Source organism: Rhizobium sp. J15 (assembly GCF_002531825.1).
GTDB lineage: Bacteria > Pseudomonadota > Alphaproteobacteria > Rhizobiales > Rhizobiaceae > Rhizobium.
Map to the genome: position 1 here is coordinate 152,188 of NZ_NWSX01000010.1, position 24,907 is coordinate 177,094.

General features: G+C 64.5%; 23 protein-coding genes. 13 read left to right on the forward strand and 10 right to left on the reverse strand.

Translation table 11 applies throughout. The features are described 5' to 3' along the window. Positions 1-5: 5 nt before the first annotated feature. Complete coding sequence (locus CO670_RS11995; RefSeq protein ID WP_097590435.1) at positions 6-224, reverse strand: MbtH family NRPS accessory protein; 219 nt, start codon at positions 222-224, stop codon at positions 6-8. A 194-nt stretch (positions 225-418) separates the two neighbouring features. Between CO670_RS11995 and CO670_RS12000 the strand changes: the two genes are divergently transcribed. Genes CO670_RS12000 through CO670_RS12010 form a run of 3 tightly spaced genes read left to right on the forward strand, consistent with a single transcriptional unit; the run spans position 419 to position 4,018 of the window. Beyond that, positions 419-1,405: a GNAT family N-acetyltransferase gene (locus CO670_RS12000; RefSeq protein WP_176538928.1), complete on the forward strand. Its 987-nt coding sequence runs from the start codon at positions 419-421 to the stop codon at positions 1,403-1,405. Beyond that, the gene (locus tag CO670_RS12005) at positions 1,402-2,820 is read left to right on the forward strand and encodes an MATE family efflux transporter (protein ID WP_097590437.1); all 1,419 of its coding nucleotides are present in this window, start codon (positions 1,402-1,404) and stop codon (positions 2,818-2,820) included. The genes CO670_RS12000 and CO670_RS12005 overlap by 4 nt, the downstream gene beginning before the upstream one ends. 10 nt (positions 2,821-2,830) lie before the next feature. After that, positions 2,831-4,018, forward strand: coding sequence for a PLP-dependent transferase (locus CO670_RS12010; RefSeq protein ID WP_097590438.1), 1,188 nt, complete (start codon positions 2,831-2,833; stop codon positions 4,016-4,018). Here CO670_RS12010 and CO670_RS12015 read toward each other — a convergent pair. Continuing rightward, positions 3,909-4,565 (reverse strand): sigma-70 family RNA polymerase sigma factor, encoded by a 657-nt coding sequence (locus CO670_RS12015; protein ID WP_097590439.1) that lies wholly within the window; start codon positions 4,563-4,565, stop codon positions 3,909-3,911. The two genes, CO670_RS12010 and CO670_RS12015, sit on opposite strands and share 110 nt — an antisense overlap. A 165-nt stretch (positions 4,566-4,730) precedes the next feature. Between CO670_RS12015 and CO670_RS12020 the strand changes: the two genes are divergently transcribed. From CO670_RS12020 to fhuB, 3 genes are read left to right on the forward strand one after another with little or no spacing between them, the layout of a single operon-like run. Then, entirely contained in the window at positions 4,731-5,222 is a 492-nt protein-coding gene (locus CO670_RS12020; RefSeq protein WP_097590440.1) for a GNAT family N-acetyltransferase, read from the forward strand. A gap of 32 nt (positions 5,223-5,254) precedes the next feature. Continuing rightward, the gene (locus tag CO670_RS12025) at positions 5,255-6,088 is read left to right on the forward strand and encodes an iron-siderophore ABC transporter substrate-binding protein (RefSeq protein ID WP_097590441.1); all 834 of its coding nucleotides are present in this window, start codon (positions 5,255-5,257) and stop codon (positions 6,086-6,088) included. Next, complete coding sequence (fhuB, locus tag CO670_RS12030) at positions 6,085-8,049, forward strand: Fe(3+)-hydroxamate ABC transporter permease FhuB (RefSeq protein ID WP_097590442.1); 1,965 nt, start codon at positions 6,085-6,087, stop codon at positions 8,047-8,049. The genes CO670_RS12025 and fhuB overlap by 4 nt, the downstream gene beginning before the upstream one ends. A gap of 120 nt (positions 8,050-8,169) precedes the next feature. Here fhuB and fhuF read toward each other — a convergent pair whose 3' ends face one another. Continuing rightward, the gene (gene fhuF, locus CO670_RS12035) at positions 8,170-8,955 is read right to left on the reverse strand and encodes a siderophore-iron reductase FhuF (RefSeq protein ID WP_097590443.1); all 786 of its coding nucleotides are present in this window, start codon (positions 8,953-8,955) and stop codon (positions 8,170-8,172) included. A 4-nt stretch (positions 8,956-8,959) separates the two neighbouring features. Further along, positions 8,960-11,131 carry a TonB-dependent siderophore receptor gene (locus CO670_RS12040; protein WP_097590444.1) on the reverse strand — a complete coding sequence of 724 codons (2,172 nt, stop codon included), beginning with the start codon at positions 11,129-11,131 and terminating at the stop codon, positions 8,960-8,962. 354 nt (positions 11,132-11,485) lie between these two features. Between CO670_RS12040 and otnK the strand changes: the two genes are divergently transcribed. Genes otnK through CO670_RS12060 form a run of 4 tightly spaced genes read left to right on the forward strand, consistent with a single transcriptional unit; the run spans position 11,486 to position 15,134 of the window. After that, positions 11,486-12,754 carry a 3-oxo-tetronate kinase gene (otnK, locus tag CO670_RS12045; protein WP_097590445.1) on the forward strand — a complete coding sequence of 423 codons (1,269 nt, stop codon included), beginning with the start codon at positions 11,486-11,488 and terminating at the stop codon, positions 12,752-12,754. Next, positions 12,751-13,401 carry an aldolase gene (locus tag CO670_RS12050; protein WP_097590446.1) on the forward strand — a complete coding sequence of 217 codons (651 nt, stop codon included), beginning with the start codon at positions 12,751-12,753 and terminating at the stop codon, positions 13,399-13,401. The genes otnK and CO670_RS12050 overlap by 4 nt, the downstream gene beginning before the upstream one ends. Beyond that, on the forward strand, positions 13,398-14,156 hold the full coding sequence (locus CO670_RS12055) for a TIM barrel protein (protein WP_097590447.1): 759 nt from the start codon (positions 13,398-13,400) through the stop codon (positions 14,154-14,156). Before CO670_RS12050 ends, CO670_RS12055 begins: the two co-directional genes overlap by 4 nt. A 42-nt stretch (positions 14,157-14,198) precedes the next feature. Next, positions 14,199-15,134, forward strand: coding sequence for an NAD(P)-dependent oxidoreductase (locus CO670_RS12060; protein WP_097590448.1), 936 nt, complete (start codon positions 14,199-14,201; stop codon positions 15,132-15,134). A 15-nt stretch (positions 15,135-15,149) separates the two neighbouring features. On the opposite strand, the gene CO670_RS12065 is transcribed toward CO670_RS12060, so the two are convergent. After that, entirely contained in the window at positions 15,150-16,349 is a 1,200-nt protein-coding gene (locus CO670_RS12065; protein ID WP_097590449.1) for an MFS transporter, read from the reverse strand. A 365-nt stretch (positions 16,350-16,714) separates the two neighbouring features. Between CO670_RS12065 and CO670_RS12070 the strand changes: the two genes are divergently transcribed. Beyond that, the gene (locus CO670_RS12070; RefSeq protein WP_097590450.1) at positions 16,715-17,608 is read left to right on the forward strand and encodes a LysR family transcriptional regulator; all 894 of its coding nucleotides are present in this window, start codon (positions 16,715-16,717) and stop codon (positions 17,606-17,608) included. Between the two features lie 78 nt (positions 17,609-17,686). Continuing rightward, on the forward strand, positions 17,687-19,270 hold the full coding sequence (locus CO670_RS12075; protein ID WP_097590451.1) for a Na+/H+ antiporter: 1,584 nt from the start codon (positions 17,687-17,689) through the stop codon (positions 19,268-19,270). A gap of 12 nt (positions 19,271-19,282) precedes the next feature. On the opposite strand, the gene CO670_RS12080 is transcribed toward CO670_RS12075, so the two are convergent. The 5 genes from CO670_RS12080 to paoA are packed head-to-tail and all read right to left on the reverse strand — an operon-like array spanning position 19,283 to position 24,611. Then, on the reverse strand, positions 19,283-19,906 hold the full coding sequence (locus CO670_RS12080; protein ID WP_097590452.1) for a nucleotidyltransferase family protein: 624 nt from the start codon (positions 19,904-19,906) through the stop codon (positions 19,283-19,285). Further along, entirely contained in the window at positions 19,899-20,840 is a 942-nt protein-coding gene (locus tag CO670_RS12085) for an XdhC family protein (RefSeq protein ID WP_245425808.1), read from the reverse strand. Before CO670_RS12085 ends, CO670_RS12080 begins: the two co-directional genes overlap by 8 nt. Next, positions 20,830-23,025, reverse strand: coding sequence for an aldehyde oxidoreductase molybdenum-binding subunit PaoC (paoC, locus tag CO670_RS12090; RefSeq protein ID WP_097590453.1), 2,196 nt, complete (start codon positions 23,023-23,025; stop codon positions 20,830-20,832). The genes CO670_RS12085 and paoC overlap by 11 nt, the downstream gene beginning before the upstream one ends. A 6-nt stretch (positions 23,026-23,031) precedes the next feature. Continuing rightward, positions 23,032-23,982 (reverse strand): xanthine dehydrogenase family protein subunit M, encoded by a 951-nt coding sequence (locus CO670_RS12095; protein WP_097590454.1) that lies wholly within the window; start codon positions 23,980-23,982, stop codon positions 23,032-23,034. Further along, positions 23,979-24,611: an aldehyde dehydrogenase iron-sulfur subunit PaoA gene (gene paoA, locus CO670_RS12100; protein WP_097590455.1), complete on the reverse strand. Its 633-nt coding sequence runs from the start codon at positions 24,609-24,611 to the stop codon at positions 23,979-23,981. Before paoA ends, CO670_RS12095 begins: the two co-directional genes overlap by 4 nt. 104 nt (positions 24,612-24,715) lie before the next feature. On the opposite strand from paoA, the gene CO670_RS33240 reads away from it, so the two are divergent. Continuing rightward, positions 24,716-24,907 (forward strand): hypothetical protein (locus CO670_RS33240; protein ID WP_210202684.1); only part of this gene is annotated, 192 nt, incomplete at its 3' end.

A 24,907-nucleotide genomic window follows, 5' to 3' on the forward strand; every position in this document is an offset into this window, starting at 1 on the left:
GGTTTTCAGAGACGCGCATCGCCGGCCATCGCCGAGCGCAGGGAGAGCGGGCGGGGATCGGTCCAGGCGTCGCGGATATGGGCCAGGCATTCCTGGCGCGAACCGGCAAAGCCCGCGGCCTCCCAGCTCATCGGAATCCGCTTGTCCTGCGGCCAGACCGAATAGTGGCGCTCGGTGTCGATGACGACGATCCAGAGATCGTCGCGGGGCTCAAGATTGTCCATTCGAAGCTCCTGCAGAGATGGATGTCATGCGCAAATGACGGATCGGGCAGGTTGCAGTTTAGAAAATTGATGAGAATTTTTTTCTTCGTATAACCCTAAATCGGGCCGGAGATGGATCGTCATTCTACCAAATCGGCACAGGAGCGGGCTTCATGCTCGCAGCGTCAAAAGTCCTGCCGATCAAGGAGAACATCATGGATTTCGACGCCGCCAAACAGAGGCGGGCTCTGCAGTCGCGGAGCTACATCAGGCTCGCCCCCAATATCGTCCACCTGAAGACCGCGCACGGGCACCACGAAGCCGCCTACGAGGCCGAGGCCGGCGTCGCAACGATCACCTTCTACCACGGTGATCCCACGCAATCGGCGGAGCTTCTGATGGCGGCGGCCGAAGCGGTGACGGCGGAGGATCGCTCGATCAGGTCGGTCGCCTTCGAAGGCCATCAGGCAAGCCTTCCCCGGCATATTTCGAGCGCGGGGAAGCTCGATTCCGCGATCCTGTGGCAATGGCCGTCGCTGTGGCTGCCGCAGCTTTCCTATCCGCTGCCGCCGGTGCAGGAAATGACCGCGGGCCGCTATCATCCGCGCCGTCCGGCAAAGCCGAAGGGCACGGTCTATCGCCGCTTCATCCCCTGGCTGGAACGGGACATCAGCTTCCGGGTGGCCGATCCCGAGACCGATCTTGCCGCCTTTCACCGCTGGATGAACGACGAGCAGGTCAACACGATCTGGGAGGATGCGGGCTCGCTCGAAAAACACCGCGAGATCCTGGAGGAGCGGGTCGCCGATCCGCATGTGCTGCCGCTGATCGGCAGTTTCGCGGACATTCCCTTCGGCTATTTCGAGGTCTACTGGGCGAAGGAAAACCGGCTCGGGCCGTTCTACGACGCCGACGATTACGATCGCGGCTGGCATGTCGCGATCGGCGAGCCGGATTATCGCGGCAAGAAATGGATCAGCGCCTGGCTTCCCTCGCTGATGCATTTCATCTTCCTCGACGATCCCCGCACGCAGCGCATCGTCGGCGAGCCGCGCGCCAGCCACGAGCAGCAGATCCGCAATCTCGACCGCTCGGGCTTCGCCAAGATCAAGCATTTCGATTTTCCGCATAAGCGGGCGCTGCTCGTCATGCTGAGCCGCGAGCGCTTCTTCGGCGATCATCTCTGGGTGCCCGCATCATGAACGACATGAGCGAAATGAGCGGCAGCCTGCGGAAACGGCGGCTTGCGCCGGAAGATCTTGCCAGTCCGCACCTGTTCAGGCTGCTGCTGCGGCTCGGGCTGCCCGCCATGTTCGGCTTGTCGATCAACGCCGCGCATCACACCATCAACATGATCTTTGTCGGCATGATCGGCGAAGACCAGATCGCCGCCATCATGATCGTGCTGCCGGTCCTCATGCTCGTCGCCGCTTTCGGCGAAGGCATCGGCGTCGGTGTGGCGACCGAGGTCGGACGCGCGCTCGGCGCCGGCGACCGGTCGCGGGCGAGTACCCTTGCCTCGGTCAGCCTTGCCGCCGGCGTCGCCTTCGGGGCGGCAAGCGCGGTTGCGATCGTCGCCTTTCCCTCTGCCCTGCTGTTCGGCGCCACATCAGCGATCGAGCCGCTGGCGCAGCATTATCTCCTTATCATCGCGATCTCGATACCGCTGACGATGGCGCAGATCATTCTCGATTTCCTGGCGATCGCCGAGGGCAATGCCCGCTTCAGCATGTGGACGCTCGTCGCCTGCTTCGCGCTGAACATCATCCTCGACCCGATCATGATCTTCGGCTTCGGTCTCGGTCTGCAGGGCGTGGCGATGGCAACCATCCTCTCCCAGCTCGTGGCGCTCTCGATTTACGGCGCCTACCATGCGAGACGTCTCGGGACGATCCGCCTGACGTTCTCCTGGCGGTTCGCCGATATCAGGCATCTCAAGCCGGTGCTTGCTGTGGGCGCACCGACGACGCTGACGAGCCTTGCGACGGCGGGCGCGATTGCCGCGATGCTGTCGGTCGCCGGCACCTATCACGGTGAGGACGGCATCGCCGGCGTCGGCATCGCCTTGCGGCTGCTTGCGGTCGGCGCACTGCCGGTCATCGGCATTTCGCTCGGGGCGCAGTCCATCCTGAGCTTTGCCTGGGGCCGCGGGGATATATCGCGGGTGCTGGCGGCAGCCCGCATGCTTTCCGTGGTCACGAGCGCGGTCGGCGGCGTCTACGGGCTGGCAGCGATCGTCTTTTCCGAGCGCCTCGTCTCGTTCTTCACCGACGAAGCCGCCGTGCTTACGATCGCCGGCCAGGCGATCGTCGCAACCCATCTTCCCTTCCTGCTGTTCGGCCTCCGGCAAACCGTGCTGATCCTCTTCCAGGCGCAGGGCAGGCCGAAAGCCGCACTTGCCGTCGGCCTGGCGCAGAACGGGTATCTTCTCTTTCCGCTGCTTGCGCTGCTACCGCCCTTCTTCGGCTTTTCCGGTCTGCTCGCCGCCATGTTCCTGGCCTCGGCGCTCACCGGCCTGCTGTCATGCGTCTGCCTGGCAAGGTCGCTCAGCGCACTCCGGCAGCGCTCGGCCGACGATCTGACCGCTCTTCGTCCCTATCCCAGCTTTTGTCCATGAGAGGATTATCATGAACCAGTCGTTCAGCCCCCGCGACCTTGGCGCCCACGCGGCCGCCGACGATCTCTTCACGCCCGTCGATCCGGCCGCCTTCAACGCCGTCTCGCCGCCGATCTTCCAGACCTCGCTCTTCACCTATGACAGCTACGAGGCGATGGAGGATGTCTTCGCCGGCCGGACGCGCAACTTCATCTATTCGCGCGGCGACAATCCGACCGTGCGCGAATTCGAGCTCCTGGTCGCCCGCCTCGAAGGCGCGGAGGATGGGCGCGCCTTTTCCAGCGGAACGGCCGCCATCACCTCGACCATTCTCAGTCTCGTGGAAGTGGGCGACCGGGTCGTCGCCGTCCGCCACCTCTATAATGACGTCTACCGCCTTCTCGTGAAGCTGCTCGGCAGGCTCGGCGTCACCGTCGATTTCGTCGATCCGTCCGATCATGACGAGGTGCGCAGGGCGCTGCCGGGCGCCAAGCTGCTCTATCTCGAAAACCCCTCCTCCTTCGTCTTCGAGCTTCAGGACATCGTGGCGCTGTCAGCCATGGCGAAGGAGGCAGGCGTCACTACGATCATCGACAATTCCTGGGCGACGCCGCTCTTCCAGAAGCCGATCCAGCACGGCGTCGATATCGTCATTCATGCCGCCTCGAAATATCTCGGCGGCCACAGCGATACGGTCGCCGGCGTTGTGGTCGGCACGAAGGAGGCGATCGCCAAGATCAACTCGACCTCCTACCCCTATGTCGGCGCCAAGCTTTCGCCCTTCGAGGCCTGGCTCCTGCTGCGCGGCATGCGCACGCTGCGGGTGCGCCTCAAGGAACACGAGCGCAGCGGGCTTCTGCTCGCCGGCCGGCTGAAACAGCATCCCGACATCGCGCGTGTCCGCCACCCGGCCTTTCAGGATCATCCCGGCCGGGCGACGCTCTCGGGTTATGCCGGGCTTTTCGCCTTCGATCTCACGCCCGATATCGATGTCGTGCGCTTCGTCAACGCGCTTCGCGAGATCCGCCTCGGCGTCAGCTGGGGAGGGCCGGAAACGCTGGTGGTTCCGGCCAAGGTCGCGCTGCAGATCCCCGACCGGATGACCACCTTCATCCGGTTCGGCGTGAGCGAGCAGACGATACGTTTCGCTGTTGGGCTGGAAGAGCCGGAATTGCTGTGGAACGATTTGCAGCAGGCGCTGCACGCCGCGAAGCGGTAATATCCCGCGGGCGCTCGTGATCGGGGCGGGCAGGTTCGGTGATTGCCAGATGGCAATGCTGCTCCGCCGCCTTGATCATGAAATTGACGAGCGTCCTGGAGACGCCGAGTTCGGCCGCGATATCCTTCTGCGGCACGCCGTTCAGGCGATGGCGGATGAAGGCGTCGTTGGTGCGCTTCGGCAGCGCCTCGAGCGAGGCAAGCACATCGCGCAGGGTTTCGGCGGCGACCAGCTGATCGAGCACGGTGGGGATGGGCGCCGTGATCTCCTGAACCTGGTCTATCGACCTATAGTTGTTCATCTGCTGGCGCCGGCGGCGGCTCTCGTCGAGGGCGAGGTTATAGACCATCCGGAAGGCATAGCCGATCGGGCAACGGATGCCCTCGATATTGACCCCGTAAGCTTTGATCACGCCATCCTGGAATATATCCTCAGAATATGACCTTGATTTGACAACGCTTTCAATCGTCTTCAGGAGCTTGTCCTTGTTTTCGATCATCGCGTTGACAACCGCATTTCCGTTCACATCACGATGCGATGCTCGCATTGTCCTGTACCCTTTTTACAAATGGAAAATCAGGCTCTGTCGTTGCTGGGTCGGTTCGGCCTCGGTGCTCCTTTTTGAACAAAGGTACACGATGTGATTGCAGTGTCTAATTTAAGGTGATAACAGGAGTCAAGTTTAAATCGACCGAGCGGAGGCGAGAAAAAAATGGGACGAACAGTCGAGATCCTGACCGGCAAGGCGGAGCTCTGCCGATCGATCATGGGGGCTTTGCCCGACTGGTTTTCGGAACCCGAAGTCATCGAGGCGAGCGCTGAGGCGGTCGAGGAACTGCCGGTGTTCGGCTATATCGAAGCGGATGTCGTCACCGCCATGATCGCCTTGAAGCCGCACCTGCCTGATGCCGTCGAGATCGCGCTGATCGCGACCCGGCCCGACTATCACGGCCGCGGCGCCGGGCGTCATCTCGTCGATGCGGCCGAACGCTTCGCCCATGAATCGGGCGCCCGGCTGCTGACGGTCAAGACGCTTGCGCCGCGCGGCCGCGACGAGCCGCAATTCGAAGCGACGCGGCGCTTCTATGACCGGACCGGCTTCGTCAAGGCCGAGGTCTTTCCAAAACTCTGGCACGAGGATCATCCGTGTCTGTTCATGGTCAAGCCGCTCACGGAGACGCAGCCGAACAGGACCGCGCTTTGAGACGACGAGACTTTCTTCTTGGCGCTTTGGCAATGACCGGCGCTCCCGCCATCGCGCAGGCCGGCGACGGCGGCGTCGTTTCGCTCGATTATGGGCTGGCATCGACGATGCTGGCGCTCGGCAGCGTGCCGCGGGCAATCGCTTCCTTGAGGAACTGGCCGGAATGGGTGGTCGAGCCGGCGATGCCATCAGGCGTCGTCGATATCGGCACCACCGCCGAGATCAATCTCGAAGTCCTCACCAGCCTCCGGCCATCGCTCATCCTCAGCACACCCTTTCTTGCGGCCATGGATGAGAAACTGTCGCGGATCGCGCCCGTGGAAACCTTCACTGTCTATGCCGAGAACGGCGAGGCGCTCGGCCGCTCCTACGCCGAAACGCTACGTCTCGGCGCCATGATCGGGCGACGTCAGGAAGCGGAAGCATTTCTCGCTCGCGCCGACGCGACGTTCGATCGGCTGCGCGACCGGATAAAAAGCCTGTCGGCGCCGCCGGTCGCCGTCATCAATTTCATCGACCAGAGGCATGCGCGCATCTATGGCGGCCCCGGACTTTACGGCGGTGCCATGCGCCGCATCGGCCTCGATAATGCCTGGAAGGGCGAGGCGAGCTACTGGGGATTTCAGACGATCGGGCTGGAGCAGCTCGCCGAACTCGGCGAAGAGGCGCATCTCGTCGTCGTGTCGCCGCTGCTTCCGCCCGATGTTCTGACCCGGCTTTCCGAAAGCCCGCTCTGGACCAGCCTTCCCTTCGTCCGGCGGCAGAAGATCTCGGTCGTTCCAGGTGTGCTGATGTTTGGAATGGTCCAGGAAGCGCTGCGCTTTTCGACCCTGATGGTCGATGTTCTGGAGACTGCCGCCCGATGACAGCGCAAATTTCCCGCTTCGGCGCGCCCGCACTCGCGGCGCTGCTGCTGTTTTCGGGCCTCGGCCTGGCTCTCCTCGACGTCCTGCCGGCGCTGCCGCATCTGGAGACATCAGACGGTTACGACGCCCAGCACCTCCTTCTCGTCTATTCGACGCTTCCGCGCATGGCGACCGCCCTGATCACCGGAGCGGCCCTCGCGCTGTCGGGCACGATCCTGCAGCAGGTGCTGCGCAACCCGCTCGCTTCGCCGACGACGCTCGGCGTTTCGGCCGGGGCCAATCTGGCGCTGGTCTCCGTCATGCTTGCCTTCCCGTCGCTGACGGGATGGGGCCGCGACGCGGTGGCGCTTGCCGGAAGTGCCGCTGCCGCCTTCGCGATCTTCTCGATCAGCGCCCGGCACGGCTTCTCGCCCTTTTCCCTCATCCTCTCGGGCATGATCATCGGCCTCTGGTGCGGGGCCGCGGCCGCCATCCTGATCTTGATGAACGAGCAATATCTCTCCGGGATCTTCATCTGGGGCGCCGGGTCGCTCTCGCAGCAAAGCTGGGCGATCCCGATCTCGCTGCTGCCGAAGGTGGCGCTGCTCGCCGCTCTTGCCCTTCTCGCCACGCGGCCGCTGGCGCTGAGCCAGCTCGGCGATGCCGGCGCGACGAGCCTCGGCCTGCCGATCAAATGGGCGCGCGGCTTCATCCTGGCGATCGCGATTGCGCTGAGCGCCCTCGTCACCAGCGCCGTCGGCGTCATCGGCTTCATCGGTCTGGTCGCCCCGCAGATCGTCCGGCTTGCAGGTGCAAGGCGCGTCGTCAGCCAATTGATCTGGTCGCCCGTTGCCGGCGCCGGTCTGCTCCTTCTGACCGATGAGGCGATCAAACTCCTTGCTCCCGGCGATTTCGTGCCGACCGGGGCAGTGACCGCATTGCTCGGCGGCCCGATCCTGATCGCGCTCCTGCCACGCCTCGCCACCGCCACCCGCGCCCTGCCCGGCATGGCCTCGCCAAAGGTTGCAGTCGGCAGCAGAACCACATCGCTTGTCCTGCTGCTCCTGGCGGTTGCCGCTTTGGCAACGGCCGCGGTCTTCTTCGGCCGCGCGCCGGACGGAAGCTGGGCCTGGCTGCCGGCCGCCGCATGGGATGAGATCCTTCCCCTTCGCCTGCCGCGCGTCGCCGCCGCCTTCGGGGCCGGAACCGTGCTCGGCGTGACCGGGCTGATCCTGCAGCGGCTGACCGGAAACGAAATGGCAAGCCCCGAAGTGCTCGGCGTTTCGGCGGGAGCGACGCTCGGCGTCGCCGCCGCCATATTCGCCTTCGCCGCACCGGGGCTGACCATCCAGCTTGCCTTTGCCGGCGGCGGCGCGCTTGCGGTGCTGCTGCTGATCTTCCTCCTGAGCGCCCGTTCGGGCTTCGGCCCGAACCGTGTGCTGCTCGCCGGCATCGCCTTCGGCGCGATCCTCGACGCCGGGATCGGCGTGCTGGCGGCCAGCGGCGATCCGCGCGGCCTGGCGCTGATCCGCTGGATGGCGGGCTCGACCTATTTCGTCGACAACAGCGTTGCGGCCAGCGCCCTCATGATCGGACTTACCGGCCTCATCGCGGCCTTTCTCGCCAGCAGATGGCTTGCGCTCTTGCAACTCGGGCCGGAGGCCGCAAGCGAACTCGGCCTGAGGATCGCTCCCACGCGCGCGATCCTGTTCGGGCTCTCGGCGATCATGACGGCCGCCGCCACGCTCGTCGTCGGCCCCTTGAGCTTCATCGGCCTGATGGCGCCGCACCTCGCTCACGGTCTCGGCCTTCGCCGCCCCTCCATCCAGCTCCTCGCCGCCGCCCTCATCGGCGCGACCCTGCTCGTCACCGCCGACTGGGCCGGCCGCATGATCGCCTTTCCCTACCAGGTCCCCGCCGGCTTGATCTCCGCCCTGGTCGGGGCGCCGATGCTGCTGATCGTGTTGCGCCGGCGGGCGTGAAAAAGTGGTCGGCAATCGGCGTCTCAAGCGGGTTTATGTCGAGATCCGTGGCTCGACCCTGGTCGGTTACCGCAGCCGGATGGGGGCAACCGGCAATCATTTGGATCGAGGGCTGAAAGATTAATGCCGCCCGTCCGGCAGTGGACAGGCTTCGCCGCAGCCGCCGACGCCCGGCAGGTTGTAGCGCAGGCAGCAGACCTTGCGACGGGCGAATTCCAGCCCGCATTGCTGGCGCGCCATGCGGATCATGCCGAACATCGGATTGCGCCCGCCGCCCGGCCACTCGGCATCATTCAGCAGCGCAAGGCCGCCTTCGACGAGGGCGGGCTCGTGGCGATGGGCGATCTCTTTCAGGATCCAGGAGAGATAGGCCGCGACATTGTTCCACAGAAGCTTCGGCGCCACGCCGGCATTGGCGGCAATCGCCGCGATGACGGGCTCGGCATGGCCGAGCATCAGCCGGTGAAGCTCGCCGGCCGGATCGGCGGTGATCTCGGGGCTGTCGGACATCACGAATGCTTCCGGCTCGCCCGTCTCGGCGTTGCAGACGAGCGAAAGCCGGTCGATGTCCATCGGCAGGGCAATGCGGTTCACGAACATGTGGACGCTCGGGGCGATCGTCAGCATGCTGAAATAATAGAGCGTCCACATGGAAACGATCGCGCGGCGGTCGCTGCCCGGGAATTTTTCGGCATAGCGGGCGATGATCCCGCCAAAGACGTCCGGGTCGCCAAGCTCCCGGCAGGAAACCACCAGGCCCGCCGGCGGCGCAGAGCCGAGCAGCTTACCGCGGCAATAGGCGAACGGGCCATCGCCCACCAGGCCGTCGAGGTCGACGGCCTGGTGGGCGACAGGATGATCGGCGATCGAAGGGCGCGAGACCGCCCCGTTCATCTCTGCCGCCATGGTGCTACCACCGATACTTCAGGGTGCCGGCCATATTGCGGCCCTGGCCGAGGTAGCAGAAGCCCTCTTCGCAGACCGTTTCACGCTCATCACCGATGTTGCGGATGTTGAAGGCTGCCGTCAGTCCTTCATATTTCTTGTCGACGGCCCCGAAATCATAGGCGAGGGCGGCATCGACATAGAAAGTTGCGGAATTCTTCGAGGTGTTGGCGACATCCGTCCAGGTCTCGCCGATGTAGCGCACGCCGGCGCCCATCGACAGGCCGTTGAAGGGATTGCTTTCCTGGAAGGTATAATTCGCCCAAAGGCTCGCGATATGGGTCGGGGTGAGGGCGGGAGTATTTCCGACGTTGTTGCCCCCGGTTACCTCAGAGTCGTTGTAGGTATAGGCAGCAATAATATCGAGACCGTCGGCGATTGCCGCGCGGGCTTCAAGCTCGATACCCTTTCCCGTCACCTCGCCCTGGGAGTCGTAGGCGAAGGTCAGCGGGTCGGCGAGCCTCGGCTTGTTTTTCTCGACGATATGATAGGCGACAGCCGAGAGCAGGATGTCGGAACCGGGCGGCTGGTATTTCACGCCGAGTTCGAATTGCTCGCCCTTCGACGGCGGAAGAATAGTGTTGGATGCCGACCGGTTGGTGACCGGATCGAAGGAGGTAGCGTAGGAAGCAAACGGCGCGATGCCGTTGTCGAAGGGGTAAAGCGCGCCGGCCTGTACGGAGAAGGCATTCTTGTCGACGTCCTCCGAGCTGACCGTGGGCAAGGTCGAATCTCGCGTCTGGTTCACCCAGGTCTGCCGGCCGCCGAGGTTGAAGCGCCAGTTTCCGGCCTCGATCTGGTCCATGACGTATATGCCGACCTGCCGCATGTCGGCATCGGACGCCAAGAAATTATAATCCGGCGTGGCGCCCGAGACTCCATAGGTCGGATTGGCGATATCGAAGTCGAATGCCGGATCTGCGGCTCCGGCACCGTAGCCAAAGCTCGACTGGAGATTGGTGTAGTCGAGCCCGAACAGCATCGTATGCGCAAGCGGGCCTGTATCGAACTTTGCCTCGAGCTGGTTATCGACCTGGAAAACGTTCATTTCGTCCCGGATCGCATTTGTGCCGCGATGCGCGACGGTCCCGGTCCAGCTGGTAACACCCAGATAGCGAGACTCCAGATCGAGATGCGAATAACGCAGGTTCTGCCGGAAGGTCAGGCCGTTGTCGAATTCATGCTCGAACTGATAGCCGACCTGCTGCTGCTTGACCTTCTGGTGATCGTAATCCGGATCACTCGCCCTGAGATCGAGAATCCGGCCGTCCGAGGTCGTGATCGCGCCGACATTGGCGTCGATCTCGTCGGACTGCGCCAGACCATACACCGTGAAAGTCGTGCCTTCGTCAGGCTTCCAGGTGAAGGACGGCGCGAGCAGATAGCGGTCGTCGGCAATGTCGAAATTGGTGTCGCCGTTGCGGGCGACACCAACGATGCGATAGAGGAAATCGTCATTGCCCTCACTGATCGGCCCGCCGAAATCGAACATTCCCTGCACCCGGTCCTTGGTGCCGTAGATAATGCCGACTTCGCGGATCGGCTCGTCGGTCGGAAGCTTCGATATTTTGTTGACGAGGCCGCCCGGCGAACCGGAACCGTAAAGAACGGAAACCGGTCCCTTGATCACTTCGACGCGCTGCAGCTGATAGGGCTCGGTGCGGAACATGCCGTAATTGATGTAGGGCTGGCGCAATCCGTCGCGATAGTCGCCGACCGTCGTGGCGTTGTAGCCGCGAATGTAGATCTGGTCGAAACGCGGGTCGAAGCCGCTCGTTCCCGTCGTCACGCCGGCCGTATAACGCACCGCCTCGATGACCGTCTGCGCACCGCGCTGCTCGATTTCCTTCTCGGTGGTGACCGAGACCGAACGCGGAGTCTCCACAAGCGGCGTGCTGATCTTGGTCGCGCCGGCGCTGTTCTTGGCGGTCACCGACGTCCGGTCGGTCTTGCTATCAGAGGATGCACCTTGGATGACGATCGGTTCCAGTGCCGTCGCCGTGTCGCCAGTGGTGGCGCTCTGGGCGGAAGCCGGCGATGCTGCAATGCCGGTCAGAACGATTGCCGTGGTGGCAAATAGGGTATCTCTATAAAATCGCGATACATTATTAGAAACATTCAAAAAAACACGCGCCATTGCTTGGTCCCTACGTCACTGATGCGCGCGGAACCTATGGAGCGAAGAAAGCCTTGTCAACATAAGGTGATTATTTTTGTCATCTTTTAGACGAGAAAAATCCTTAGTCCGGCACTCTCGAAGAGGTTGCACGGAATCCTCCATATCCGGCGCCGATAAAATTGCCGCCGGCCCGCACGGGAATTTCCGAGCCTGATGTTGCTTCCCCACTTGCTGAAAGCGACAATGGGCAGGTTCGAACCATCGAATTTCGGCCCGGAGGACTTCGATTTGTACGACATGTGGACTTGAAAACTGGCGGATATGGGTGATTGATCTGGCGATTGGTCGCAACCATCGGAGCGGGCGGAGTCCATGACGACATATTTTGGCGCGATTGCAGATGACTTCACCGGCGCGACCGATCTCGCCGGGCTGCTGGCGCGGTCGGGCGTGCGGGTATCGTTGAGGATCGGCGTGCCGCGGGAGCCGCCCGCCGATACCGCACCGCTGGAAATCATCGCGCTGAAATGTCGGACAGCGCCGGTTGAAGAGGCCGTGGCCGAGACGCAGGCCGCGCTCGATTGGCTTCGTCGGGCCGGCGCCCAGCGGTTCTTCTGGAAATATTGCTCGACCTTCGATTCGACGCCGCAGGGCAATATCGGCCCGGTCGCGGAAGCGCTGATGACGGCGCTCGGAACGAAGCAGACGATTTATTGCCCGGCCTTTCCCGAAAACGGCCGCTCCATCTTCATGGGCAATCTTTTCGTCGGCGAACAGCCGCTTGCCGAAAGCCCGATGAAGGATCATCCGCTGACGCCGATGCGCGATTCGAACCTCTTGCGCCTGCTGGCGCCGCAGGTGACATCGCCGGTCGGCCTTGCCAACCGCCATGCGGTGGCGAAGGGAGCGGCGGCATTGCGCGACAGGCTCGCGCAGCTCATGGACGACGGCGTAGTCCATGTCGTCGTCGACGCCGTTGCCAATGACGATCTCTCTCTCATCGCAGAGGCCTGCCACGACATGCCGCTGCTGACCGGCGGCAGCGCGATCGCCATGCCGCTGCCGGAGATCTGGCTGAAGCAGGGTGTTCTGAAGCGTCACGAGGTCGATCGCACCCATCGCTTCGAGGCAGGCCCCGCCATTATTCTCTCCGGCAGCTGTTCGGCCATGACCAATCGCCAGGTCGCGGCCTTTCTGTCCAAGGAGCGGCCGAGTCTGAAACTCGACCCGCTCGATCTTGCCGAAAACGGCGATGCGGCCGCGCTCGACTGGCTCTCCCGCCAGGATCTGGCCGGCACGCCAATCATCTATGCCACCGCCGCGCCGGATGCGGTGCGCGCCGCGCAGGAGAAGCTCGGCACCGAACGCGCCGGTGTGCTCGTCGAAGCGACGCTCGCCGCCTGCGCCGCCAGGGCCAGGGATCTCGGCGTCCGGCGCTTCGTCGTCGCCGGGGGCGAGACGTCGGGGGCGGTCACCAAGAGCCTCGGCATATCGCGGCTCGATATCGGCGCCGAGATCGCGCCCGGTGTGCCCTGGTGTTTTGCCCGCACGGCAGGCCGCGATATCGCCATCACCCTGAAATCGGGAAATTTCGGCAGCGAAGACTTTTTCGCCAAGGCGCTTAAGGTGCTCCAGAGATGACCGACGAATCCCGCCTGCGCGAACTCATCTGCACCCTGGCGAAATCGCTGTTCGACCGCGGTCTGACCCATGGTTCGACCGGCAATATATCGGCACGCACAGCGGATGGCGGACTGCTCGTCTCGCCGACGGGCTCCAGCTTCGGGCGGCTCGATCCCGCCCGCCTCAGCCGCTTCGACATGGCAGGCCGGCATCTGAGCGGCGACCAGCCGACCAAGGAAATGCCGCTGCACACCGCCTTTTACGATACGCGCAGCCAGGCGGGCGCCGTCGTCCATCTGCATTCGTGCCATGCCGTGGCGTGGTCGCTGATGCCCGATGTCGACGAGGACGATTTTCTGCCGCCGCTGACGCCCTATGCCGTCATGCAGCTCGGCCGGGTGAAGCTCCTACCCTTCTTCCGGCCCGGAGATCCTGCCATGGGCGAGGCCGTGCGCGGGCTCGCCGGAAAGCGCTCCGCCGTCATGCTCGCCAATCACGGGCCGGTCGTCGCCGGCAAGGATGTGGAAGCGGCCTGCAACGCGATCGAGGAGCTGGAAGCCAATGCCCGGCTTGCGGTGCTCACCTGCGGCTGCCGTCCGCGCCTCCTGAACAAGGCTCAGGTCGGCGATATCGTCACGCATTTCAATGTGGAGTGGGACGCATGAGGTTCTCCGCAAATCTCGGTTTCCTCTGGACCGATCGTCCCCTGCCCGACGCGATCCGTGCCGCCAAGGCCGCCGGCTTCGACGCGGTGGAATGCCACTGGCCTTACAGCGTGCCGGTTGCGGCGACGAAGGCGGCACTGGAGGAAACCGGTCTTCCGATGCTCGGGCTCAACACCAGCCGCGGCAACACCGCGATCGGCGAAAACGGCCTTTGCGCCCTGCCGGGGCGGGAGGCCGACGCGCGGGCGGCCATCGACGAAGCGCTTGCCTATGCCGCCGGGCTTTCCGCATCGGCCGTCCATGTCATGGCCGGCAATTCCAGCGGGCCACGCGCCCGGCGCACATTCTGCGAGAACCTCGCCTATGCCTGCGATGCCGCGGGCGACGCGGTCACCATCCTCATCGAACCGCTCAATCCTTACAATGCGCCCGGCTACTTCCTGAACGGCACCCAGCAGGCGGCCGACATCATTCGCGAGGTCGGCAAGCCCAACCTGCGACTGATGTTCGACTTCTACCATGTGCAGATCATCGAAGGCGATGTGACGCGCCGCTTCGAGACGCTGCTGCCGCTGATCGGCCATGTCCAGATCGCCTCGGTGCCCGACCGCGGAACGCCGGATCATGGCGAACTCGACTACGGCTACGTGCTGCAGCGGGTCGCGGACCTCGGCTGGAAACATCCGATCGGCGCCGAATATCTGCCGCGCGATGTCGCCAACCCCGACATGTCCTGGCTCGCCCGCCATCGATAAGGCATCGGATCCATCAACCTCGCATGAGCGAAAGGAAAGATCATGGGTGACAAACCGGTTATCGGCTTCATCGGCCTGGGTCTCATGGGCCACGGCATGGCGAAGAATATCCGCAAGGCAGGCTACGAATTGTGGGTGCGCGGCCGCAGCAACCGCAAACCCGTCGAGAGCCTGCTGTCGATGGGCGCGAGCGAGGCCGCAAGCCCGAGGGATATGGCGGAACGATGCGATATCATCCTCATCTGCCTCTCCACCTCGGCGCAGGTTGAAGCGGTGATCGGCGCGGAGGATGGCATTCTCGCCGGCGCCAGACCCGGCCTCATCGTCATCGATACCTCGACCGCCGATCCCGGCTCGACCGCAAAGCTTGCCGCCGAGCTCGCGTCGCGAGGAATGCACATGGTCGATGCGCCGCTCGGGCGCACGCCGAAGGAGGCGGAGGAAGGGACGCTGGACGCCATGGTCGGATGCGACGACGCGCTGTTCGAGCGCGTCCGGCCGGTCATCGAATGCTGGGCCGGCAGGATCACCCGGACCGGGGCCGTCGGCAGCGGCCACAAGATGAAGCTGCTGATGAACTTCATCGGCATGAGCTACGGCGCTCTCTATTCCGAAGCCGTGACGCTCGGCGCCAAGATCGGCATTTCCCCGCAGATGATCCGGGAGGTGATCGGTCCGAGCCGCCTGGGCAACGGCTTCTTCGAAACCTTCATGCGCTACGTCGTCGACCGCGATCGCGACGCCCATAAGTTCGCAATCTCCAATGCCGCGAAGGATCTGCGCTACATCAACAACATGGCCGCCGACGCGCAGGTGATGTCGGTCATGGCGTCGGCCGCCCGGCATTATTACACGCATGTCGAAGCGACCGGCCACGGCAATGATTACGTGCCGATGCTGAGCGACCATGTCGCGGCGCTGAACGGCATCGTCATGGAGGACGAAGTGCGCAAGGGCGCGGCCCCTGGCGAGAAGTGAGCGGCGCCGGGATCGTCAGCCAAGATCGGCCCGCTTGCTTCTGAGCGTCAGAAGCGCGAGCGCGGCGGCGGCGAGCAGCAGCACGGCACTGACGGCGAAGGTCAGCTTGTAGCCGCTCATGTCGAAAAGCAGGCCGCCGACCACCGCGCCCGCGGTGATGGCGACCTGGACGATCGCCACCATCAGCCCGCCGCCGGCCTCGGCATCATCGGGCAACGTCTCAGCCACCCAGGTCCACCAGCCGACGGGTGCGGCGGTCGCGAACAGGCCCCAGACACCGAGCAGAAACGCCGTCATGGCGAGGCCGCCGGAAACGGCGATCAGTGCCGATGCAATCGCCGCCATCAGCAGCGGTATGGCGATCAGCGTCCGGTAAAGGCCTTCCTTCAGGAAGCCGCCGATGAGAGTGGTGCCGATAAAGCCGGCGACCCCCATCGCCAGCAGCATCAGCGACAGCGTGGACACGCCGGCATGGGCTGCGGTTTCGAGAAACGGCCTGATATAGGTGAAGAGCGCGAACTGCCCCATGAAGAAGATCCCCACGGCCGCCATCCCGAAAGCGACGACGGGACGCTTCAGCAGCGTGAAGACATTGGCCGAACCGGACCGCGTCTCGCTTCTCATCGACGGAAGGCTGATCAGCTGCCAGACGAAGACGATGGCGGCGATCGGCACGACGAAGAGGAAGGCGCCCCGCCAGCCGATCAGCCCGCCGAGAAAACTGCCGAGCGGTGCGGCAATCACCGTCGCCAGCGCATTGCCGCCATTGAAGATCGCCAATGCGCGGGAGACCAGATGCTCCGGCACCAGCCGCATCGCGGTTGCCGCCGACATCGACCAGAACCCGCCGATCGCGACCCCGATGAAGGCGCGGCCGACCATGAAGATTTCATAGTTCGGGGCAATCGCCACGATCGTTCCCGAAACGATCACGACGCCGGTCAGCGCCAGAAGCAGCGCCTTGCGATCGATGCGCCCTGCCACGGATGCGATGAACAGGCTCGTCAGCACCGCAAAGGCGCCCGAGACGGAAATGGCCTGTCCGGCCTGGCCTTCGGATATTCCGAGATCGGCCGCGATCGGAGTCAGAAGGCTGACCGGCATGAACTCGGAAGCAACAAGCGCGAAGGCGCCGAGCGACAGCGCAAAGACCGCGCCCCAGGCGGCGGCCGGGGTTTCGATCTCGGCAGTTTCGGAAGAGAGTTGCAGCTGCATTTTATCCTCGATGCTGATGGCCGCCCAACGCCGTTCGTCCGCCGGGCTGCCTCTGGCGCTTCGGCGGATTGCATGCGGTCGCTGAGCGGTGGCTTGCCCGCGATGGAGGCTCTCCATCCTCGCCGTCACAGGCGGGCGGGCGCGTGCGCAAATTGATGTTGGATCGATGCCGCGAGAAATAAACGAAGCCGTTCTTCCTGATTAGGGGGTGCAGATCGCATGCCGCAATGAGCTGCGCTCATGAATGCGGCCGCGGAGCTTTCGCAAATCTTTGATCGCGCCGTTACCGCGGGCTGCCATCAAATGCTGTCCCATCAATCATCCGGACGCTATAACAAGCGCAATAACATGAAGAGGATTCATGAATGGCGCGTGAGAACATCAACGATCTTATGGCTTTCGTGGCCGTGGCGCGGGAACGCAGCTTCACCCGGGCCGCCGCCAAATCCGGCGTCTCGCAATCCGCGCTCAGCCATACCATCCGCCAGCTGGAGACGAGGCTCGGTGTGCGGCTTCTGACCCGCACCACGCGCGCCGTCTCGCCGACCGAAGCCGGCGAACGACTGCTCGAAGGCATCGGGCCGCATTTCGACGAGATCGAAATGCAGGTCGACGCGCTGAGCGCCCTGCGCGACAAGCCGGCCGGCACCATCCGCATCGCCGCCTCGGATTATGCGATCAGGCATGTCCTATGGCCGAAGCTTAGAGAATTTCTTCCCGACTATCCCGATGTGAAGATCGAGCTCGCGCTCGACAACGGCCTGACCGACATCGTCACGGAACGCTACGACGCCGGCGTGCGGATGGGCGAGCACCTGGCGAAGGACATGATCTCGGCGCGCATCGGCCCAGACTTCTGTCTCGCCGTGGTCGGCGCGCCGTCCTATTTCGCCAACCATCCGGAACCGCTGCATCCCCAGGATCTCGTCGACCACCGCTGCATCAATTTCCGCCTGCCGACATCAGGCGCCTTCTACGTCTGGGAGTTCGAGGAAGACGGAAGGGAACTCAGGATCCGGGTCGACGGCCAGGTGGGCTTCAACAACATCTTCGACGTGCTGGACGCGGCGCTCGACGGCTTCGGTCTTGCCTATATTCCCGAGGATATCATCCTGCCCTATGTGGAGGACGGCCGCCTCCGGCGCGCGCTGCGGAAATATTCGCCGCACTGGGACGGCTTCCACCTCTATTATCCGAGCCGCCGCCAGTCCTCGCCCGCATTCCTTGCCGTGCTCGACGCGCTGCGTTACCGCCGATAGAGCTTTCACCCGTTTGCGTTTCGGCAAGAGGCGCTTTGTAATAAGACCATAGTCAAAACCATTTCGAGGCTGAGGCGCATGGACCCGACACATTTGTTCGAGCTTGTTATCGGCATGTTCGTCGCGATCATCGCGCTGCATTACGCCGCGCACAGGCTCGGTCTGCCGCCATCCGTCGCACTGCTTGCCGGCGGGGCGCTGCTTGCCTTCGTGCCGGGGCTGCCCACCATCGAGGTCGATCCGGCGCTGGTGCTGGTGATCTTCCTGCCGCCGCTGCTGCTGGACGGCGCCTGGTCGATAGCGCTTCGGCGGCTGCGCCGCCACATGATCGGCATCGGCTCGCTTGCCATCGGCGCGGTCCTCTTCACCTGCGTCGTCGTTGCGCTGGTGACCCATCTGCTCTTTCCCTCGCTGCCCTGGGCCGCCTGCGCCGCGCTCGGGGCGATCGTCTCGCCGCCCGACGCCATTTCCGCCCGCGCGGTGCTGGAGCGGGTGCGGCTGCCGCGGCGCCTGCAGATCCTGCTCGAAGGCGAAAGCCTGCTCAATGATGCGAGCGGCCTGGTTCTCTTCCGTTTCGCCATTGCCGCCGGCGTGACCGGCGCCTTCAGCATCGGCGAAGCGGCGGGCAGCTTTTTCGTGCTGGCGGCCGGCGGCGCGCTGATCGGCATCGTCGTCGGCACGACCTGGGTTCTGCTCGTGCGCCGGCTCGGCGACGAGTATCTCATCATCGCCGCCACCGTCCTGCTCTCCTGGACTTCCTATCTGCTCGGCGAATTCGTGCACGTCTCCGGCGTCATCGCCACGGTGACGACGGGCCTGATCGCGAGCTGGCACCAGCATACCGTTCTCTCCGCCGCCACCCGCATGCGCGGCACGTCCTTCTGGACGGTCGTGGTTTTCCTGATGGAGGCCGCCGTCTTCATCCTCATCGGCCTTTCGCTGAGAGGCGTCGTCGAACGCGGCGGCGGTTTCGACGTGGTGATCGCCACCATGGGCTGGCCGATGCTGGCGATCCTGATCACGCTGACGCTCGCGCGCTTCGCCTGGGTGTTCGGATCCGATCTTTTGATCAGGCTCTGCAATGCGCTCGGGCTCCGCCGCTACACACCGCTCGGCCTTCGCGGCTCCACGGTGCTCGGCTGGGCTGGTGTACGCGGCGTGGTCACGCTGGCACTGGCGCTCAGCGTGCCCGCCGGCTTCCCCGGCCGCGATTTCATCCTGGTCACCTCCTTCGCCGTCATCCTCGGAACCGTTCTCCTGCAAGGCACCACATTGGGATATGTGATCGGCTGGGCGAGGCTGACCGAACCGGAATCGGAAAAAGCCCGGCTCACCATGAGCCAGGCCGAGGCCGCCATGGCCCAGGCACAGTTTGCGACCGTGCAAAGCCGGGCCTATGACGGCGACGGCAAACTCATCCATCCGCAATTGCTGGAGAGATATCAGCGCCGGGCGGTGTCGATCGTCGATTATGCCGCCCGCACGGAGCACTACACGCCCCTGCTCCAGGCCCATTTCGACCTGGTCCTCGAAGCCGTCGCCACCGGCCGGCGCGAACTCATCCGGCTGCACCGCGCCGGAGACATTGACGACGAGACGCTGCATGAGCTGGAACGGGATCTCGATCTCGAAGAGCTGAGCGCGATCTCGGCGAAATCGTGAAGGCGCTTCTTTTCAGCGGCGCAGAATTCCGCCCGCAGCTTCGATGGCATCCGGCGTATCGACATCGATGAGGGCGCCGTCGCCGATCTCGATATCGACGACGGGAAAGCCGGAACCCTTTATGAGTTCGCGCGCGCCTTTGTCCCCCGTCAGGCTTTTCAAAGCCGCGTAAAGCGCGCGGGGGAAAATGACCGGATTGCCCGGCCTGCCCCCCGCGGCGGAGCGGACGATGGATCGGCCGCCGCAACTGCGGAAAGCGGCGATGAGGGCGTCGAGATCGGACACGGTCAAGGCAGGCATGTCGGCAAGCATGATCATGATGCCTTCAGGCCGGCCGGCCTCGGCCGCCGCGACGCCGAGTGCAAGCGAGCTCGCCATGCCGGAGGAAAATTCAGCGTTGTGCACTGGCTTGACGGGTAGGTCCGCGATTGCCGCCTCGATCTCGGCATGCCGGTAGCCGGTGACGGCGATGACGGAATGGCTCTCGCAATTGGTCGCGGCGATCGCCGAGCGGCGGATCAGCGGCATGCCGCCGAATTCGGCAAGCAGCTTATGGGCGCCGCCCATCCGGCTCGATTGTCCCGCCGCCAGAATGACGATGGCGACGGGCGGAACCTGCTCTGGCGGATCAGCCATAGGCTGCCAGCCGGCAGGCCGCGACATCGGCGAGGATCGACAGCGCCAGCGACGTCGAATCCCGCGTCGGGCCGAATATCCCGATCGGCGCCCTGAGGCGGTCGAGATCACCGCTGCCGAAGCCGCGCTTCCGCAGGCGCTCGATGCGTCTGCGGTGCGTTCTGGTGCTCCCGAGCGCCCCGACGTAAAAGGCTTCCGATCCGAGCGCCGCTTCGAGCGCCGGCGCTTCCTGGTCGAGATCGTGATGCAGCAGGACGATCGCCGTATGGGCATCGATCTCCCCGACCTGCCGGCCGGCCTCGCCCGGCTCGCGCACGAGCACATCGAAATCCGAAGCGGCGGCGAGACGGGCAACCGCGCTTGCCTCCACCGTCTGACCCGAGATGACGACACGGGTGCGCGGGCGGTAGATCGTCAGGAAATCCCCGGCCTGCCAATGCGCCCGCTGCGGCGGCTCGGCGACCTCGAGCGACTGCCGCTCCCGATTATAGCGCAGCCCCGCCGGCCGGCGTTTTTCGAGGCGATCGAGAGCCTGCTCGATTACGCCGGCTTCCCGCAGCAGATGAATGGCGACGGTGATGCCGCCGCCGCAGGGAAGGACGATATCGAAGAAGGGCGAGCCGTCGCCGAATAGCGCCGTTCTGTCGCGGCCTTCCGCCATGGCGAGAAGCGCTTCGGCGGCGACCGCCGCCTCGACGCAGCCGCCGGAGACATAGCCGCAGTAGCGGCCGTCGGCCGCCACCGCCACATGCGAACCAAGCGCGCGCGCCGCCCCGCCCCTGATCTCGACCAGGGTAGCGAGTGCTGCGCCGCCGCCCTCCCTCAGGCAGGCGGCGGCGAAGCCGAGGATCTCGGCCGGGTCATCCGTCGAGAGCGCCCTGACAGGCGCCGGGATGGCGGTCCGCATCGAGACGCCGATTGCGCTATGCGACATCGGGCAGACCGCCGATCAGCTTGTCGAGCATGATCGGATAATGGCGGACCCGCACCCCGGTCGCGTTGTAGATGGCGTTGGCGATTGCGGCGGCGACGCCGCAGAGCCCAAGCTCACCGACACCCTTCGCCTTCATCGGCGAGGACATCGGATCCGTCTCATCGAGGAAGATCACTTCCTGATGCGGGATGTCGGCATGGACGGGAACCTCGTAGCCGGCAAGATCGTGATTGACGAAGAAGCCGTTGCGGGTATCGACCGCAAGTTCCTCCGACAGCGCGCCGCCGGCGCCCATGGTCATCGCGCCGATCACCTGGCTCCGCGCCGTGATCGGGTTGAGTATCCGGCCGGCCGCGCAGACGGCGAGCATCCTGCGGATGCGGGTTTCGCCGGTGGCGACATCGACGCCGACCTCGACGAAATGCGCGCCGAAGGTCGATTGCTGGTGCGTCTCCGCCAGATTGCCCCATTGGATCGTGTCCTCGCCGACCAACCCCTCGGAACCAGCAGCCTCGGCGAGCGGCACCGACCGGTTGCCCGACCGTACCTCGCCGTTCTCGAAGACGATGTCCTCGGAATTGAAGTCGAGCTTCTGGGCGACCGCCTCGCGCAGCTTGACGCAGGCGGCATAGACGCCCGCCGTCGAACAGTTGGCGCCGAACTGGCCGCCGGAGCCCGCGGACACCGGAAAGCGGGAATCGCCGAGCTGAACGCCGACCTTGTCGATACCGACGCCCATCATCTCGGCCGCCGTCTGGGCGATGATGGTGTAGCTGCCGGTGCCGATATCGGTCATATCGGTTTCGACGGTGACGACGCCTTCCCGGTCGAGGCGGACACGCGCGCCTGAGGGAAGCAGCAGATTGTTGCGGAAGGCGGCCGCAACGCCCATGCCGATCAGCCAGTTGCCTTCGCGGCGCGACGCCGGTTTGCCCCGGTCGCTCCAGCCGAAGCGCTCGGCGCCGAGCTTCAGGCAGCCGACGAAATTGCGATGCGAGAAGGGACGCTCCGGCTTTTCCGGATCGACCTGCGTATCGTTGACGATCCGGAATTCGACGGGATCGAGCCCGAGCTTCTCGGCCATCTCGTCCATGGCGATCTCCAGCACCATCATGCCGGGCGCTTCGCCCGGGGCCCGCATGGCGTTGCCTTCGGGAAGATCGAGCGTCGCTAGCCGCATCGCCGTCATCCGGTTGGCACCGGCATAGAGCAGCCTGGTCTGGTTGACGGCCGTCTCCGGCTGGCCTCCGGCCTGGTCTCCGGACCAGCTCTCATGGGCGATCGCCGTGATCTTGCCGTCGCGCTCGGCGCCGATGCGGATGCGCTGGATCGTCGCCGGGCGATGCGTGGTGTTGTTCATGACGAAGGGCCGCGGCAGCGCCACCTTGACCGGCCGCCCGGCCGCCTTGGCGCCGAAGGCGGCGAGCACCGCGTCGGCCCGCAGGAACAGCTTGGAGCCGAAGCCGCCGCCGATGAAGGGCGACATCAGATGGATCTTTTCCTTGTCGATGTCGAGCATTGCCGCGAGATCCGAGCGCCACCAGTCGATCATCTGGCTTGACGTCCACACCGTCAGCTCGTCCCCGTTCCAGGCGGCGATCGAAGCATGCGGCTCCATCATCGCATGCGACTGGTCCGGCGTCGTATAGGACTGATCGACGGTGACGGGTGCTGCCTTGAAAGCGGCCTCGAAATCGCCGGCTGATGTATCGGGATCGCCGCTTTCCGGCTTCACCGCCGAGGCCATCGCCGCCTTGAGATCAAAGACACCCTTCTCCTCGGCGTAATCGACCTTGACCAGCGCCGCCGCGGCACGCGCCTGCTCGAACGTCTCGGCGACGACGACGGCGATCGCCTGGTGATAGTGCTGGATTTCCTCGCCGCCGAAGAGCTTGGCGGTGTTGAACCTGCCCTTCTTGCGCTCGCCGATGTCTGGTGCCGTCACCACCGCGAGCACACCGGGCGCCTTCTTCGCGGCGGAGATGTCGATCGATTTGATGCGGCCCTTGGCGATGGCGGAACCGATCGGATATCCGTAGGCGTAGGGCAGGTTCGGATCATGCCATTCATAGGCATATTTGGCCTGGCCGGTGGTCTTTAGCTGGCCGTCGATGCGGTGGACCGGCTGGCCGACGACCTTCAGGCGGTCGATCGGATTGGTCGTTGCTGGCGTATCGAACTGCATGTCATCTCATCCCTTGGCTTCGGCGATGACCGCGCCGAGCGTGCGCTCGACAAGATCGACCTTGAAACGGTTCTGTTCGGTCGGGCGGGCGTCGGCGAGAAGTGCCGCGGCCGCCGCCCTTGCTCCTTTCGGAAGCGCTGCATCCGCCGCCTCGACCCGCCAGGGCTTGTGGGCGATGCCGCCGACGGCGACGCGGCCGGTGCCGTCAGGCTGGATGACCGCTCCGACGGAGACGAGCGCGAAAGCATAGGAGGCACGGTCGCGGACCTTCCGGTAGATCTGCCGGCCGCCGATAGGCGCAGGCAGCAGCACCGCGGTGATGAACTCGCCGCGTTCGAGCACCGTCTCGATATCGGGCGTCTCGCCCGGCAGGCGATGAAACTCGGCGATCGGTATGGATCGGCGGCTGCCGTCGGGCTTGACGGTCTCGACGACGGCGTCGAGCGCCCGCATGGCGATCGCCATGTCGCTCGGATGGGTGGCGATGCAGGCCTCGCTCGTCCCAACGACGGCATGCTGGCGGCTGAAGCCGCCGATCGCCGAACAGCCGCTGCCCGGCTGGCGCTTGTTGCACGGCTGGTTGGTGTCATAGAAATAGGGACAGCGCGTCCGCTGCAGCAGGTTGCCTGCCGTGGTCGCCCTGTTGCGCAGCTGGCCGGAGGCGCCGGCGACGAGCGCGCGGGACAGAAGCCCATAGTCGCGCCGCACGGTTTCGTGGGCGGCAAGATCGGTATTGCGCACCAGCGCGCCGATGCGCAGCCCGCCCTCCGGCGTCGCTTCGATCCTGTCGAGGCCGAGGCCGTTGACATCGATCAGATGCGTCGGCGTCTCGATCTCAAGCTTCATCAGGTCGAGAAGATTGGTGCCGCCGGCTATGAACTTGGCGTTCGGATCGGCGGCAGCGGATTTGGCGGCGGCCTCGATCGTCGCCGCGCGCTCATAGGTGAAGGCTCTCATGCTCTTGTCCCCGCGACTTCGACGATGGCGTCGAGGATGTTCGAATAGGCGCCGCAGCGACAGATGTTGCCGCTCATGCGCTCGCGGATCTCGGCGGGCGTGACCTGCGCCGGCGCGGTGAGATCGCCGGTGACGTGGCTCGGAATGTTCGCCTTGATCTCCTCGAGCACCGCCACGGAGGAACAGATCTGTCCCGGCGTGCAATAGCCGCACTGGAAACCGTCATGTTTGACGAAAGCCGCCTGCATCGGGTGAAGGTCGCCGGGCTGCCCCAGCCCTTCGATGGTCGTCACCTGATCGCCGTCATGCATGACGGCGAGCGTCAGACAGGAATTGATCCTGCGCCCGTCCACCATGACGGTGCATGCGCCGCATTGGCCGTGGTCGCAGCCCTTCTTCGTGCCCGTGAGGTGAAGATGTTCGCGCAAGGCGTCGAGCAGCGTGGTTCGATTGTCGATTTCGATGTCGTGGCGTTTGCCGTTGACGGTGAGGGATAGTTTGGAGGTCAGAGCCATATCGCTCCCAGCGGGTTGAGCCGCCGCGACCGTCGCGGCCCCGGTGACTGCGACTGCCGCAGCCGACGAGATAAGTAAGTCCCGGCGGGAGATTTCAAGTTGATCGCTATGCATGTCAGCTCCACTTCATCTTGGGAGGCGCCCGTTCAGGCGGGTGGGCGGGATTGGTGGCAGCTCTAGAGGTAGGCCGGTTGGCGCGGATGAGTAGATGAGAAATCTTGCATGCAGTTATCGAACCAGCTCATGAATGGCTGGTGCTCGGGCTTCGGCATCGGCCGGAGCAATTCCCGAAAAACCGCACAGAGATTTCCCGCTCCGGAATTGCGCAAATGCGAAAAGAGTTGGAGCATCGCCGCGACTCGAAAAAGAAATTCAAAGAGGAGACAGTCATGCAATTGAAGGACGCAACA

Excerpts from the sequence above, each read along its gene's own strand:
- fhuF (WP_097590443.1), bottom strand. The coding sequence starts at position 8,955 with ATGGCGGCAGAGATGAACGGGGCGGTCTCGCGCCCTTCGATCGCCGAT.
- CO670_RS12000 (WP_176538928.1), top strand. The coding sequence starts at position 419 with ATGGATTTCGACGCCGCCAAACAGAGGCGGGCTCTGCAGTCGCGGAGC.
- otnK (WP_097590445.1), top strand. The coding sequence starts at position 11,486 with ATGACGACATATTTTGGCGCGATTGCAGATGACTTCACCGGCGCGACC.
- CO670_RS12050 (WP_097590446.1), top strand. The coding sequence starts at position 12,751 with ATGACCGACGAATCCCGCCTGCGCGAACTCATCTGCACCCTGGCGAAA.
- CO670_RS12095 (WP_097590454.1), bottom strand. The coding sequence starts at position 23,982 with ATGAGAGCCTTCACCTATGAGCGCGCGGCGACGATCGAGGCCGCCGCC.
- CO670_RS12020 (WP_097590440.1), top strand. The coding sequence starts at position 4,731 with ATGGGACGAACAGTCGAGATCCTGACCGGCAAGGCGGAGCTCTGCCGA.
- fhuB (WP_097590442.1), top strand. The coding sequence starts at position 6,085 with ATGACAGCGCAAATTTCCCGCTTCGGCGCGCCCGCACTCGCGGCGCTG.
- paoA (WP_097590455.1), bottom strand. The coding sequence starts at position 24,611 with ATGCATAGCGATCAACTTGAAATCTCCCGCCGGGACTTACTTATCTCG.
- CO670_RS12040 (WP_097590444.1), bottom strand. The coding sequence starts at position 11,131 with ATGGCGCGTGTTTTTTTGAATGTTTCTAATAATGTATCGCGATTTTAT.
- CO670_RS12010 (WP_097590438.1), top strand. The coding sequence starts at position 2,831 with ATGAACCAGTCGTTCAGCCCCCGCGACCTTGGCGCCCACGCGGCCGCC.
- CO670_RS12085 (WP_245425808.1), bottom strand. The coding sequence starts at position 20,840 with ATGTCGCATAGCGCAATCGGCGTCTCGATGCGGACCGCCATCCCGGCG.
- CO670_RS11995 (WP_097590435.1), bottom strand. The coding sequence starts at position 224 with ATGGACAATCTTGAGCCCCGCGACGATCTCTGGATCGTCGTCATCGAC.
- CO670_RS12065 (WP_097590449.1), bottom strand. The coding sequence starts at position 16,349 with ATGCAGCTGCAACTCTCTTCCGAAACTGCCGAGATCGAAACCCCGGCC.
- CO670_RS12005 (WP_097590437.1), top strand. The coding sequence starts at position 1,402 with ATGAACGACATGAGCGAAATGAGCGGCAGCCTGCGGAAACGGCGGCTT.
- CO670_RS12075 (WP_097590451.1), top strand. The coding sequence starts at position 17,687 with ATGGACCCGACACATTTGTTCGAGCTTGTTATCGGCATGTTCGTCGCG.
- CO670_RS12025 (WP_097590441.1), top strand. The coding sequence starts at position 5,255 with ATGACCGGCGCTCCCGCCATCGCGCAGGCCGGCGACGGCGGCGTCGTT.
- CO670_RS12055 (WP_097590447.1), top strand. The coding sequence starts at position 13,398 with ATGAGGTTCTCCGCAAATCTCGGTTTCCTCTGGACCGATCGTCCCCTG.
- CO670_RS12015 (WP_097590439.1), bottom strand. The coding sequence starts at position 4,565 with ATGCGAGCATCGCATCGTGATGTGAACGGAAATGCGGTTGTCAACGCG.
- CO670_RS12080 (WP_097590452.1), bottom strand. The coding sequence starts at position 19,906 with ATGGCTGATCCGCCAGAGCAGGTTCCGCCCGTCGCCATCGTCATTCTG.
- paoC (WP_097590453.1), bottom strand. The coding sequence starts at position 23,025 with ATGCAGTTCGATACGCCAGCAACGACCAATCCGATCGACCGCCTGAAG.
- CO670_RS12060 (WP_097590448.1), top strand. The coding sequence starts at position 14,199 with ATGGGTGACAAACCGGTTATCGGCTTCATCGGCCTGGGTCTCATGGGC.
- CO670_RS12070 (WP_097590450.1), top strand. The coding sequence starts at position 16,715 with ATGGCGCGTGAGAACATCAACGATCTTATGGCTTTCGTGGCCGTGGCG.